This window comes from Neobacillus sp. PS3-34 (assembly GCF_030915465.1).
GTDB lineage: Bacteria > Bacillota > Bacilli > Bacillales > Cytobacillaceae > Neobacillus_A.
Window position 1 is genome coordinate 3,561,787 of sequence record NZ_CP133267.1, and the last position, 14,434, is coordinate 3,576,220.

At 40.9% G+C, this 14,434-nt stretch carries 5 protein-coding genes, 5 pseudogenes and 1 other annotated feature; of the genes and pseudogenes, 8 read left to right on the forward strand and 2 right to left on the reverse strand.

The window, feature by feature from the left end; translation table 11 throughout:
- Positions 1-206 precede the first annotated feature (206 nt).
- Complete coding sequence (spoVB, locus tag RCG23_RS18415; protein WP_308176861.1) at positions 207-1,769, reverse strand: stage V sporulation protein B; 1,563 nt, start codon at positions 1,767-1,769, stop codon at positions 207-209.
- A gap of 134 nt (positions 1,770-1,903) precedes the next feature.
- On the opposite strand from spoVB, the gene RCG23_RS18420 reads away from it, so the two are divergent.
- The 6 genes and pseudogenes from RCG23_RS18420 to dtd all read left to right on the forward strand — a co-directional run bounded on the left by RCG23_RS18420 (position 1,904) and on the right by dtd (position 10,545).
- Entirely contained in the window at positions 1,904-2,200 is a 297-nt protein-coding gene (locus RCG23_RS18420) for a post-transcriptional regulator (RefSeq protein WP_308176862.1), read from the forward strand.
- Positions 2,201-2,339: 139 nt separating this feature from the next.
- Positions 2,340-4,604: a protein translocase subunit SecDF gene (gene secDF, locus RCG23_RS18425; RefSeq protein ID WP_308176863.1), complete on the forward strand. Its 2,265-nt coding sequence runs from the start codon at positions 2,340-2,342 to the stop codon at positions 4,602-4,604.
- 129 nt (positions 4,605-4,733) lie between these two features.
- A pseudogene (gene recJ, locus RCG23_RS18430) lies at positions 4,734-7,096 on the forward strand (single-stranded-DNA-specific exonuclease RecJ).
- Positions 7,087-7,598, forward strand: a pseudogene (locus tag RCG23_RS18435) (adenine phosphoribosyltransferase). The pseudogenes recJ and RCG23_RS18435 overlap by 10 nt, the downstream one beginning before the upstream one ends.
- Positions 7,599-7,896: 298 nt before the next feature.
- Positions 7,897-10,091: pseudogene (locus RCG23_RS18440) on the forward strand (bifunctional (p)ppGpp synthetase/guanosine-3',5'-bis(diphosphate) 3'-pyrophosphohydrolase).
- 11 nt (positions 10,092-10,102) lie between these two features.
- Positions 10,103-10,545: pseudogene (dtd, locus tag RCG23_RS18445) on the forward strand (D-aminoacyl-tRNA deacylase).
- A gap of 67 nt (positions 10,546-10,612) precedes the next feature.
- Here the strand turns inward: dtd and RCG23_RS18450 are convergent.
- On the reverse strand, positions 10,613-12,382 hold the full coding sequence (locus RCG23_RS18450) for an N-acetylmuramoyl-L-alanine amidase family protein (RefSeq protein WP_308176864.1): 1,770 nt from the start codon (positions 12,380-12,382) through the stop codon (positions 10,613-10,615).
- Positions 12,383-12,554: 172 nt separating this feature from the next.
- Between RCG23_RS18450 and RCG23_RS18455 the strand changes: the two genes are divergently transcribed.
- Positions 12,555-12,746, forward strand: a complete 192-nt coding sequence (locus RCG23_RS18455; protein ID WP_308180183.1) for a hypothetical protein — start codon at positions 12,555-12,557, stop codon at positions 12,744-12,746.
- 63 nt (positions 12,747-12,809) lie between these two features.
- Positions 12,810-13,044: a binding site (T-box leader), on the forward strand.
- Between the two features lie 119 nt (positions 13,045-13,163).
- Positions 13,164-14,431, forward strand: a pseudogene (gene hisS, locus RCG23_RS18460) (histidine--tRNA ligase).
- Positions 14,432-14,434 lie beyond the last annotated feature (3 nt).

Sequence of the window (14,434 nt, forward strand, 5' to 3'; positions counted from 1 at the left end):
TGATTTACTATCTGAATTAAGACAAAATAAGCAATTAAAATTTGCCCGAATGTTGATAAATCAATAAAAAACGCACTGTGAATTATATCTTGAATTCAAGTGCGTTTTCATAGGTGTTTTATAATGTTTGCACCTCTAAAGTAAACCCGCTTAAAATTCGAAGCAGGGTTTATTTTTTTTTGTAATTATTAGTTAAGGTCTGCCTATCACCTGAAAGCCCATCTTGACAAAGGCTTGCCAATCCAGGGAATTCGGCTAATTTCGTCTTTTTTAATCAGCCCTAATAACAGGATTAGAATGAGGTAAAGTATCGACATTACCGCTGTAGCCGATAGTACCCTGGTGGCCAGGTGCTCCTCAAGGAAAGTGTGCTCGAACAGCCAATAGCCAGCCAATCCTGACAAAATCATAACGAAAAAGCTTTTTAGGTATTCGCCTATGTAAAAAGAAAAGGAGATTTTCTTTAAGACGGTTGCAAAATGAAGGACGGTGACCAAAACAAAGCCCATGATAATCCCTAAAGCTGCACCGTTAATTCCAAAAGCAGGCTGGGATGCAAGAAGAAAAATGACAGCTGTTTTCACGACTGCTCCAATCAGGCTGTTAATCATCGCAGCTCTTGCAAGATTCAAAGCCTGTAAAACTGCCTGTAACGGTCCTTGGTAATAATATAGCAGAAAAAAAGGAGCCATTAATCTGATAAACTGGGAACCGTTTTTGGAACCATACATAAGCTCCATTAATGGATCAGCAAGGACGTATAGAATAATCACTGCTAGTCCGCCTGTTAAAAATGAAAATTTTAATGCCTGTTGAAGGCGGTACTCAATCAGCTTCATATTATTTTTTGAATTAGCTTCACTGATGGCTGGTACAAGAGATGTTGCAAGTGAGTAGGTTACAAAGGATGGCAGCAGGAGCAATGGCATAGCAAATCCGGTTAAGGCACCATACTGCCTGGTAGCGGCTATCGCGGCTACACCGGCAAGTCCAAGGCTGTGTGAAACGACAATCGGTTCAAAGAACCAGGCGATTGAACCAATCAGCCTGCTGCCCGTAGTCGGAATGGCGATACTCATTAAGTCCTGGAAAGTCTGCTTGCCTGATTGTGCATATTGAAAAAAGTTCTTTCTTAATTTAAATTTCTTCTTTAATTTAAAGGCTGTCATTAAATAAATCAGTGAAACCAACTCTCCGATTACAGAAGATATCATGGCAGCAGCAGCAGCGTATTCAATCCCGTACGGAAGAAAAGCTTTGGTCATGACTGCAATCAAGCAAATTCGGACTACCTGCTCAAGGGTTTGTGACACAGCGGCAGGCCTCATGTTTTGCCTTCCCTGGAAATACCCCCTCAAAACTGAGGAAATGGCGATAACCGGAACAACCGGTGCAATGGCCAGCAACGGATAATATGTCCTGGGATCAGTAAAGAGTGTTTTGGCTAGGTAGGGTGCTAGCAGAATGAGGGCTGGGGTGAAAATGAGCGATAAAGAAATGGTTGCAGCTAAGGATACTACTAATATTTTTTTTATTTCAGCATGATCGCCCCTTGCTTCCGCCTCAGCCACATTTTTCGAAATGGCGACTGGAAGGCCTAACTGTGTAATGGTAATGACGAGAATAAGAGTTGGAAAAGCCATCATATATAGCCCTACACCCTCTTCACCGATAAACCTGGCGATGACGATGCGATTAATAAATCCAAGCACCCTCGTAATCAACCCTGCTATAAGCAGGATGATTGTCCCCTTTAAAAATTTTGACATTCGTTTCCCACCTTCTCAAAATAGTGGATATCATATACAATTAACTATATGCAACATGGTGGACAAAGCATGACAGAGAGGTTTACTTTTTGAAGGACAAAAATAAAGGGAAAATTGGCGAGGAGTGACTCATTATGGATTCAGGCCATATTTATGACCATTATCGATTTATTGTAAGGCCTGCTTTGGAATCTAAGCTGGATGAATTCCGTATTCACGGATATGATTCTATCTCAGTAGAAGAATTTTGGACTTTCCTGATCAGGAAAAAGTGGAAAAAAGCAAAGGAAGAGAAAAAGCTGTACGAAATAGTTCAAGAAATTCTTTCTGTAAAAGTTAGCGATTACTTAAGCTATAACACGATAGAATCGTTGAAAAAATCAGATTTTTCACTCGATAACGAAGCGGAATTGAAAGAACTGTTGAAATAAAATTTCATTTAAAAAAGCCATTATTCTATTTTAAGGAAATTGACAGCTTTTTCATCTTATTTCATAATGAAACCAATGACTTTTTAATATTTCAAGAAGTGAACAGCTTTGCTCTAAGCCTAAGGAGGAACAATACATAATGGTTAAACGCAGTAGAATCGTAGCATTTTTACTGGTAGTCCTGTTGCTGGGAAGCACAATGGGTGTTACCACAAAAAACATTGTAAAACATATTAAGTTAGGTTTGGACCTGCAGGGCGGTTTTGAGGTCCTTTATGAAGTGAAGCCTGCAAAGAAAGGCCAGGTAATTGATAAAAACACTATGGCCAGTACAGCAGAAGCACTGGATAGGCGTATTAACGTACTTGGTGTAAGTGAGCCAAGCATCCAAATTGAAGGAAAAAACCGTATCCGCGTCCAGCTTGCTGGTGTTGAGGACCAAAATGAAGCAAGAAGGATTTTGTCTACACAGGCGAATCTTTCCTTCCGTGATGCCAATGACCGTCTGATGATGGATGGTACTGATTTGGCACAGAACGGTGCAAAACAGTCCTTTGACGAAAACGGAAAGCCAAGCGTTTCACTTAAGCTAAAAAGCGCGGACAAGTTCCGTAAAGTAACACAGGAAATTGTTAATATGGCACCAAATAATGTTCTCGTTATTTGGATGGATTATGTTAAGGGCAAGGATTCGTTTAAAACTGAAGTAGCAAAGAAAGATCCTAAATACTTATCAGCACCAACTGTTAAAGAAGTATTTAACCAAGATACCGTTTCGATTGTCGGGAACTTCACTGCCAAAGAAGCACAGACCCTTTCTTCACTGTTAAATGCGGGAGCTCTTCCTGTTAAATTAAATGAAATTTACTCTACATCTGTTGGTGCTAAATTTGGAACACAGGCACTTCATGATACAGTTCTAGCAGGGATTATCGGTGTTTTAATTATCTATGCGTTTGTGATTTTTTATTACCGTTTTCCTGGATTTATCGCTACGATTTCATTGAGTATTTATATTTATTTAATTTTATTGATTTTTGACTGGATGAATGGTGTTTTAACCCTTCCAGGAATAGCGGCCATTATACTCGGTATAGGTATGGCAGTTGATGCGAACATTATTACGTATGAACGGATTAAAGAAGAAATTAAAGTTGGAAAATCGATTAAATCCGCCTTCCAGGCTGGTGAAAAAAATGCGTTTACATCGATACTTGATTCCAACCTGACAACGATTTTGACAGCGAGTGTATTATTCTTTTATGGGACAAGTTCTGTAAAAGGTTTTGCTACCATGCTTATTTTGAGTGTCGCAATGAGCTTTTTGACAGCAGTTTACGGATCACGCCTATTGCTCGGATTATGGGTAAACAGTCGTTTCTTTGATAAAAAACCTAGCTGGTTTGGCGTCAAGCAATCTGAAATTCACACTCTTTCAGAACATTTTGATACCCTTGATCTTCCAACTAGATTTGACAAGGTCGATTTTGCGAAAAAGAGAAAGCTCTTTTTCATAGTTTCCGGAACTCTGATCACATTAGGTTTAATTATCTTGATTATTTTCCGTTTGAATCTGGCTATTGATTTTACTAGTGGTACTCGAGTTGAAGTCCAATCTAAAACACCGCTTACCACAGAAGAATTAAAAAGTGCTTTTGAAAAACATGGGATGAAGACGGATGATATTGTTATTTCAGGAAAAAACAATGAAATAGGTGCAGCACGTTTTATTGGAGTTTTAAAGAAAAATGAGATTGCCCAATTAAAATCAGACTTTACAAAAGAATTCGGCATGGACCCAAGTATAAGTACTGTTTCACCAACTGTAGGAAAAGAGCTTGCAAAGAATGCAGTTATGGCACTTTTAATAGCATCAATTGGTATTATCATTTTCGTGTCCATTCGATTCGAAATGTCTATGGCCATTGCCGCAATTGCTGCCATGCTTCATGACGCATTCTTTATGGTCGCTTTTTTCAGTATTACCAGATTAGAAGTGGATCTGAATTTCATAGCTGCTGTCTTAACGATCGTCGGTTATTCGATTCATGATACTATCGTTACATTTGACCGTGTCCGTGAAAACATGCATAAGAAAAAGCGTATTAAAACATTCAAGGACATTACAGATATCGTAAACACAAGTATTCGTCAAACAATGACACGCTCCCTTAACACGGTACTAACTGTATTAATTACCGTTGTTGCGCTGATGATATTTGGAAGCCATGCCATTAATAACTTTTCTATTGCTTTACTAGTTGGTCTTGTGGTTGGGGTGTATTCGTCTGTATTCGTCGCATCTTCATTATGGGTTGTCCTGAAAGGGAGAGAACTTAAGAATAAAGGCGTAATCAAAACGGAGAAGGAAAAGAAAGTATATTCTGATCAGCCTCAAGTTTAAGATGCATAAGGAAAACCGCGGGAACGATTCCTGCGGTTTTTTTTTGCATTAATTACCGGGTCCTTCATTTTTCTTTCATTGAAAGCAGGTACGTGCTCCTGTATAATAAGAAAGCTGAGGGGTGAACGTATGTTAAAGTCTAAAACAAGATGGATTGTTCGCCAATCCGATCAACAAAAAGTTAAAGCTCTTGAAAGTGAATTGAATATAGCGCCCGTAGTGGCATCGATGCTTGTAAATCGTGGATTGGATACCGTCGATTCTGCACGGTATTTTTTATTTGGACATAATGAATTCCATGATCCGTTTTTATTAAAAGACATGGACAAAGCCGTTTTGAGAATAAAGGATGCAATTGAAAAACAGGAACCTATTCTTGTATATGGTGATTATGACGCTGATGGTGTAAGCAGCACATCGGTTTTGATGATCACTTTGCGCGATTTGGGGGCAAATGTACAATTTTACATACCCAATCGATTTACTGAAGGATATGGGCCGAATGAAATGGCATTCAGGAATGCTGCCGAGAATGGCATTAAATTAATTATCACAGTCGACACAGGAATAGCTGCCGTTCACGAAGCAAATGTAGCAAAAGAGCTTGGAACAGATTTAATTATTACGGATCACCATGAACCTGGTCCTGAATTGCCGGATGCCTTGGCAATCATTCATCCGAAACTGGAAGACAGCATGTATCCTTTTCGGGAGCTGGCAGGTGTTGGTGTAGCATTCAAGTTAGCCCATGCCCTATATGGAAATCTTCCAGAACATTTACTTGAGATTGCCGTCATAGGAACCATAGCCGATCTAGTCTCGCTTAAGGGTGAGAATCGACTAATAGCCAAAAAAGGAATTGAAAAGCTTAAAATCACACAAAATATTGGATTGAAAGCTATTTTCAAAATGGCAGGCGTTGAGACGCAATCCATAAATGAAGAAACAATCGGATTCACTCTTGCACCGAGGATAAATGCGGTCGGCAGACTGGAAACGGCTGATCTTGCCGTTCATTTATTGCTGACAGATGATCCTTATGAAGCGCAAAGTTTGGCTGAGGAAATGGATGCATTGAATAAAGAAAGGCAAAAAATCGTCAACTCCATTACTGCTGAGGCTATTGAGGAAGTCGAGAAGCATTTTCCTGCTGAAAGTAATAAGGTTCTTGTCATTGGCAGGGAAGGATGGAATGCTGGCGTAATCGGCATAGTCGCCTCAAGGCTTGTTGATAAGTTTTACCGCCCAGTGATTGTTCTGAGCTTTGACAGCGAAAAAGGACTGGCCAAAGGGTCCGCACGAAGTATCAATGGTTTTGATCTATTTAAAAATCTATCAACCTGCAGGGACATTTTGCCTCATTTTGGGGGGCATCCAATGGCGGCAGGAATGACCTTGAAGCTGGATGATGTTTCAGAGTTAAGAGCCCGTTTAAACAGATTGGCAGATGAGCAGATGGCTCCAGAGGACTTTGTGCCAGTTACCTTGCTCGATAGTGAAATAGAACTTCAAAAAATTGATTTGCCTGTCCTGGAAGAAATGAGCCTTCTTGCACCTTTTGGAATGGACAACCCAAAACCAAAAATCCTGCTCAATAATGCGGAGATTTCCTCCATAAAGAAAATAGGCAGTGAACAGACCCATCTCAAATTATTAATGGCGAAAGAGGGGGCATCCCTTGACGGTATCGGTTTTGGAATGGGCCCGCTGGCTGACCATATTTCACCCTCCTCCAGTGTATCTGTGATTGGGGAGTTATCAATAAATGAGTGGAATAATATCCGTAAACCGCAAATTTTTATACAGGATATGGCTGTTAATGAATGGCAGCTGTTTGACTTTCGGGGTGTCAAGAGACTTAATAAATTGGAAGAACTCGTTCCTGCTGAAAATCGGAAAAGCGTGGTTTTTAATACTAATCTTTTTCAAAAATTGGCGGACACACTATCCGGTGAAGTGATTCATATTCAAACCGTTGAAGAAGCACGCAAACTGGAAATAAACGATGCAAACCTTGTCCTCGTTGACATGCCGCCTGCAATTAAACTTCTTGAAACGTTAGTGAAGGACCGGGAACCATCAAGAATTTACGCTTTTTTATATAAAGAAACAAGCGACTTTTTCAGTACCCTGCCGACAAGGGAGCATTTTAAATGGTTTTACGGATTTTTGTTGAAAAACGGCGATTTGATTTGAAGCGAAGCGGGGATGACCTTGCTAAACATAGGGGCTGGTCCAAAGAAACAGTCGATTTTATGTCACAGGTGTTTTTTGAACTTGATTTTGTTACAATAAACAATGGATTTATAACTATAAGTAATCAAACGCAAAAGCGTGACTTATCTGACTCAACAACCTACCAGTCCAAACAGGCGCAATATAGCCTCGAAAAAGAATTGCTATATTCTTCATATCAGCAATTAAAGGGCTGGTTTGATAAAGTCATTCAAGAGTCAGCTGAACCTGAGGAGGCAATAGAAGAATGGATTTAAAACAATTCATAACAATCGTACCCGACTGGCCAAAGCCAGGAATCAAATTTAAGGACATCACAACATTGATGGATAATGGTGATGCTTATAAATACGCGACAGACCAGATCGTCGCTTATGCGCAAGAAAAAAACATTGATCTCGTTGTTGGCCTGAAGCACGCGGCTTTATTATTGGCTGCCCGGTTGCATACTCCCTTGGGAAGGGCTTTGCTCCTGTCCGCAAAGAAGGAAAGCTTCCACGTGAAACGGTAAAAGTAAACTATGGCCTTGAATATGGCTCGGATGTTTTAACCATCCACAAGGATGCAATTAAGCCAGGCCAGCGCGTTCTGATTACGGACGATTTGCTGGCAACCGGCGGAACAATTGAAGCGACAATTCAATTGGTGGAGGAATTGGGCGGTATTGTGGCAGGTATAGCTTTTCTGATTGAGCTGTCCTATTTGGATGGAAGAAAAAAGCTGGATGGATATGATATCCTGACATTAATGCAATATTAAGCTATGATGAACGGGGGCACTCAATGAGCGGGTGCCCCCTTTATTTATACTTTTTTAATGCAAATTTCGACATTTTTTTTGGTAATCCATGAAAAATGTTGACAATCCCTTTACATCTTGTCTTTTTTTTTCGATAATAGTAACAATCATTCTAATTTATAAAAGATAATCAACATGGAACAGGTTGATCTTGGATGACATTTAATAGATTAATCAAAGGCTGCTTCAATGGATTTATTTTTCTTATTAAGGCCATTGTAAGTACCGGGAAAAATGACACGGAAATAAAGGTGATTTTATGGCGAATGATCAGGTGCTAACCGCCGAGCAAGTCATCGACAAAACCAGAGCCTATTTAAACGATGAGAATGTTGAAATGGTAAAGAAGGCATATGAATTTGCCAGCGAGGCTCATCGTGAACAATATAGAAAATCAGGGGAGCCCTACATCATTCATCCCATTCAGGTAGCCGGAATACTAGCTGACCTGGAAATGGACCCTTCCACAGTAGCTGCCGGTTTTCTACATGATGTCGTTGAAGATACACAGGTTTCATTAAAAGATATTGAAACTGCCTTCAATGATGAAGTGGCTATGCTTGTCGATGGAGTGACGAAGTTAGGAAAAATTAAATATAAATCGCATGAAGAACAACAAGCTGAAAACCACAGGAAAATGTTTGTGGCAATGGCCCAGGATATAAGGGTCATATTGATTAAGCTTGCCGACAGGCTTCATAACATGAGGACACTCAAGCATCTTCCGTTTGAAAAACAGCGGCGGATATCCAACGAAACACTGGAAATTTTTGCACCGCTGGCACATCGCCTCGGAATTTCAAAGATTAAGTGGGAATTGGAAGATACGGCTTTAAGATACTTAAATCCTCAGCAATACTACCGGATTGTAAACCTGATGAAAAAGAAACGGGCTGAACGGGAGCAATATCTGGAAGACGTCATTGAAGAAGTCCGTGGAAGAATGGGCGAGGTTTCAATTAAGGCAGAGCTGTCAGGAAGACCTAAACATATATACAGCATCTACCGTAAAATGGTGCTGCAAAATAAACAGTTCACGGAAATCTATGATTTGCTTGCTGTCCGGATTGTGGTCAACAGCATCAAAGACTGTTATGCCGTCTTGGGAATTATCCATACCTGCTGGAAACCAATGCCTGGACGTTTCAAGGATTATATCGCGATGCCAAAGCCCAATATGTACCAATCCCTGCATACGACCGTGATTGGCGCAAAGGGTGACCCTCTGGAGGTCCAGATTCGGACAACAGAAATGCACCGGATTGCTGAATTCGGTATTGCTGCCCATTGGCGGATAAAGAAGGAAAAGCGATCAGTGACAGTTCTACATTTGAGCAAAAGCTGACATGGTTCAGAGAAATACTAGAATTTCAGAATGATACAGCAAATGCTGAAGAATTTATGGAATCGTTAAAAATTGATTTATTTTCCGATATGGTGTTCGTTTTCACACCAAAAGGTGACGTAATTGAGCTGCCTTCCGGTTCTGTTCCTATCGATTTTGCATATCGAATTCACTCTGAAATAGGCAACAAAACCATTGGCTCCAAAGTGAACGGCAAAATGGTTACCCTTGATTATACGCTGAAAACAGGGGATATCGTTGAAATTCTGACATCTAAGCATTCCTACGGACCCAGCCAGGATTGGCTGAAGCTTGCTCAAACCTCACAGGCTAAAAATAAAATCCGCCAATTTTTCAAAAAGCAGCGGCGCGATGAAAATGTTGATAAAGGTAAAGAGCTTGTCGAGAAGGAAATCCGTGCGATGGAGTTTGATTTAAAAGAGATCATCACTCCTGAGAACATGAAACGAGTGGCGGAGAAGTTCAATTTCACAAACGAAGAAGATATGTATGCTGCGGTAGGGTACAATGGCATCACCGCTCTGCAGGTTGCAAACAGGCTGACCGAAAAGTGGCGGAAAAAGCGTGACCAGGAGCAGGAAGCAAGTATTGCGCAGGCAGTAACGGATTTAAAATCATTTGCACCTGTAAAAAAACGCGAATCTGGCGTCCGTGTATCAGGTATCGATAATTTGCTAATTCGCTTATCTAAATGCTGCAACCCTGTGCCGGGAGATGAAATTGTCGGATTTATCACGAAGGGAAGAGGGGTATCTGTGCACCGCTCGGATTGCCCGAATATCGATACAAATGAAGCACAGACGAGATTGATCCCCGTTGAATGGGAAACATCCTTAAATGATCGCAAAGAATACAATGTTGATATCGAGATTAGCGGTTATGACAGACGAGGGCTTTTAAATGAGGTTCTGCAGGCGGTTAACGAGACGAAAACGAATATTTCAGCCGTTACAGGAAAATCCGACCGGAATAAGATGGCTACTATCATGATGTCGATTGCCATTCACAACGTAAATCATTTGCAGAAAGTGGTCGATCGTATTAAGCAGATCCCCGATATTTATTCTGTCCGCAGGATTATGAATTAAGGAGTTTAAAAATGAAAGTTGTTATACAGCGCAGCAAAAGGGCAAGTGTCACAGTTGATGGTGAAATTATTGGTCAAATCAATCAAGGACTTGTCCTGTTAGTTGGTGTTACACATGATGATACGGAAAAGGATATTGCTTTCTTAGCTGAAAAGATTGCGAATTTGCGTATCTTTGAGGATGAATCCGGTAAAATGAATTTGTCCTTATTGGATGTAGGCGGAGATATTCTATCTGTTTCGCAATTTACTTTATATGGTGATTGCCGTAAAGGAAGAAGGCGAATTTTATGGAAGCTGCGCGTCCCGAAGTGGCTGAAGGCATTTATGAAGCGTTTAATGATCTTTTGCGCGAAAAGGGTTTAAAGGTTGAAACAGGCCGATTTGGAGAGATGATGGATGTACAGCTTGTCAATGACGGACCTGTTACGTTAATTATTGAAAGCCGCAGCTAAATTTGATATCACCTTCAGATTTTCCCAAGGCAGAATAAAAGGCATGCACCAAGACGGTGCATGCCTTTTAATTATCTTTAAAGAATCGTGCAAGCCCATTGTAAATTCCGGTTGAAGCCGTTTCCTGAAATTGCCCGGAGTTTACCAGCATCTCGTCCTCTGGATTGCTTAAATACCCCAATTCCAGTAAAACTGCTCTCTGTTTATTTTCCCTTAATACATGATAGTCACCAAAACGTACGCCTCTATTTTTAAGGCCTGTTTGCTGTGACAATGTAGAGTAAAGATCTTCAGCGAGCGGTTTTTGATAATCATGGTAGTAATAACCGGTCGAACCGCGTACGCTTCTATTCGTATTGCTGTCATAGTGGATGCTTACAAATGCATCGGCAGCATGATAATGTGAGGTACTGACACGGGAACGCAAGGAAATATATGTATCGTTGTTGCGGGTAAGGATCACATTTGCACCGGCTGCTTTTAATTTATTAAATAATAGCATGACTGTCCGGATTGTTAAATCTTTTTCAAGTGTTCCTTTTGTCCCGATCGTCCCACTGTCTTCTCCGCCATGACCGGGGTCAAGTACAATCGTTTTGTTTTTAAGATGTGCTTCTGCTCCAGGTTTTTCTATGCGAGGTGCAGAACCGCTGACAGATACAAGCCACCCAGCAATGAACCCGCTGGATCCATTGGTTAGTTTGATTTCATACCAATTGCTACGGATGCTTTTAATCTCATAAATTTGCCCTTTGTTTGCCCGTAAAATGACATCGGATTGTAAATTCGGGCTTTTTCGAATATTGGTACCACTCTGAAGGACGGTTACTGCACTCCCTTTTACATCCTGTTCTTCAGGAGAAGGACTTTCCTGAACAGATTTATCAAGATACCACCCTGCAATCCAGCCATATTGGCCGGGTTTCAATTCGATTTTTGACCAATTATTCTCTTCTTCGACAATCCTGTAACGCTGGCCCTTTGTTACTGACCCGATGATTCTTGCATTTAAAGCAGAGCTTTCCCTGACATTTAAAGAAGTCGCTGTTACCGTCCCGATGACACTGCCGATTGGCTTTCCTGTGCTGCCAGATTCTTTTGGCTGTCCATCATCCTGGATCTCGATGAATTCAGATGTTACCCATGCTTTACTGTTTGAAAATGAAATTTCAACCCATTCTTTTTGCTGCGAATATATTTTTACTCTAGAGCCTTGTGATAATTTTCCTAGCAGCTTTCCAGAAGTGGAAGGAATGTTCCGGACATTTAACAGGTCTGCCGTAATAATTCCTGTAGTTTCCTTTGCTTTTTCAGAGCCTTGGTCATTTTCTTTGCTGCTTTGCTGAAGGTCGATGTACTCCCTTGAAACCCAGCCTTCACCAAATGTGCCTGAAATTCTAAGCCAATTCTCATTGGATTCCAATACATTGACTTTCTGACCTTTTTTCAAGGAACTGACGATTCGAAAGCTCGTCCCAGGTCCCTTTCTCACTCTGAGCCCATCAGAATTTGCGGTGCCGCTTGTGGCAGAAACTAAATTCGATTTTTGGGGTTCGGCAGGTTTTTTCTTTTCGGCAAACCAATTGGCTACCCATCCCTTTTGCCCATTTTTGAGATCAATTTTAAACCATTGTCCTTCTTCTGATAAAATGGGATAATTATCTCCGTTTTTCACTTGCTTTACAACTGGGAAACTAAGGCCGGGTCCTTGACGGACATTCAATTGATCAGCAGTTATTGTTACATAGCCGCTTGATGCCAGGATTTTTGGCTGAGGAGCAAAAGCGCCAAAAAACAAAGCTGCGGATGCTATTAAAATAGCTACTTTTCTCTGCATGTGCTCCCTCCTTTTATCGCTTCCTATCATTTTAGCTGAAAATTTGCTCAAAATCATTCCTTTTCTGCTAAAATTGGCCAATTAGTAATAAGGTAGGACATGAATCCGCTAATTTTTCTTTTAATTGAAATTTTTTTCCCTGAGCTGGAAAGAATAAAAGGAAAGACAACGGATGGCAGGTGAGAACATGAGGGCAAGTGAAAAGGGTATGCATTCACAATCAAGCGGCAGCCGTATCTTCGGTGTTGATTTCCATGATTTTATCCAGAAGGAGCAAAATGCAGGAACATTTGAACTGGCATCAGAATTTGGGCTGACTATTCGGGACGTCCGCAAGTTAAAAAAACATTTGGAACGATCATAATTTTTTCACTCTTGACAATTGGTTGGCCGCTCCGTATCATTATATAAATAAAATAACCTATAAAAACAACCAATGATGGAGCACAGTAGTTAAGCCCCACATGTACAGAGAGGAAATGCCTTGGCTGAAAGCATTTCTGCATGCTGACTTAATGAATGAACACTCCGTAGGCTTCTGTCTGAACCAGGAAACTTTACTAGGATGGGAACGTAAACAGGCGTTAACTGTTTCGAGCGGGAGGCGCTTTTTGCCTTCAACTAGGGTGGCACCACGGGAAAATAAAACTCTCGTCCCTTGTATTATACAAGGGATGGGGGTTTTTTTATTTTTTTAAGGTAGTTTGCGTAAAATCAAGGCACTTTAGCAATTGGCTGTAACAGTACATATATTTTTCATGTTAGAGGAGGAACTCCTAAAATGGCGATTAGTATACCAAGAGGAACACAGGACATTCTGCCGGGTGAAGTAGAAAAATGGCAGGCGATTGAAAACAAAGCACGTGAGTTATGTGAAAAATATCAATATCGTGAAATTCGGACCCCCATTTTTGAACACACAGAATTGTTCTTGAGAGGTGTGGGTGACACAACAGATATAGTCCAAAAGGAAATGTATACCTTTGAAGACAAAGGCAAGAGGAGCTTAACCCTAAGGCTGAGGGGACTGCCTCGACAGTCAGGGCTTTTGTAGAGAAAAAAATGTTCGGGTTTGCGAACCAGCCAGTTAAGCTTTACTACATGGGACCAATGTTTAGATATGAGCGGCCACAGGCAGGGCGTTTCCGCCAATTTGTTCAATTTGGCATTGAGGCTCTCGGCAGCAATGATCCGGCAATCGATGCAGAAGTAATCTCACTTGCAATGAACCTGTATAAAGAAATGGGTTTGAAAAAGCTCAAGCTAATTATCAATAGCCTGGGAGATAAAGAAAGCCGGAATGCTCACAGGGATGCTTTGATCAATCACTTTAAACCAAGCATTGGAGAGTTTTGTCATGATTGCCAAAACCGCCTGGAGAAGAACCCGTTAAGAATTCTTGACTGCAAACAGGATCGTGACCATCCTTTAATGCAATCGGCACCTTCAATACTCGAATTCCTTAATGAGTATTCAAAGAATTATTTTGAGAAATTGCAGCAGTATTTGACGCTATTAGAGATTCCTTTTACTGTTGATGCGAATCTCGTGCGCGGACTGGATTACTACAATCACACCGCATTTGAAATTATGAGTGATGCAGAGGGCTTTGGTGCAATTACCACCCTTTGCGGCGGAGGCCGTTATAATGGGTTGGCAGAAGATCTTGGAGGTCCTGAAACCCCGGGAATTGGTTTTGCTTTAAGTATTGAACGCTTTATAGCAGCACTTAATGCAGAAGGTGTTGAACTTAATTCTGATGAAGGAATAGACTGCTATTTGGCTGCACTCGGCGAGGAAGCCAAGGATTATACCGTAGGGCTTCTTCAGCAGCTGAGAATGGCTGGTTTTTCCGCTGAAAGAGATTATCTGGACAGGAAAATTAAAGCACAATTCAAGGCGGCTGACCGTTTTAAAGCAAAATTCGTTGCTGTTCTTGGAGACGACGAGCTTAAAAAGAAAGTGATTACAATAAAAAATATGGCTACTGGGGAACAAGTGGAAGCCGGGCTTGACTCATTTATTAATACATTCCAGGAAATGCAATAACAG

Bases quoted from the DNA above. Each gene is read 5' to 3' on its own strand.
- spoVB (WP_308176861.1), bottom strand. From the start codon at position 1,769: ATGTCAAAATTTTTAAAGGGGACAATCATCCTGCTTATAGCAGGGTTG.
- RCG23_RS18420 (WP_308176862.1), top strand. From the start codon at position 1,904: ATGGATTCAGGCCATATTTATGACCATTATCGATTTATTGTAAGGCCT.
- secDF (WP_308176863.1), top strand. From the start codon at position 2,340: ATGGTTAAACGCAGTAGAATCGTAGCATTTTTACTGGTAGTCCTGTTG.
- RCG23_RS18450 (WP_308176864.1), bottom strand. From the start codon at position 12,382: ATGCAGAGAAAAGTAGCTATTTTAATAGCATCCGCAGCTTTGTTTTTT.
- RCG23_RS18455 (WP_308180183.1), top strand. From the start codon at position 12,555: ATGGCAGGTGAGAACATGAGGGCAAGTGAAAAGGGTATGCATTCACAA.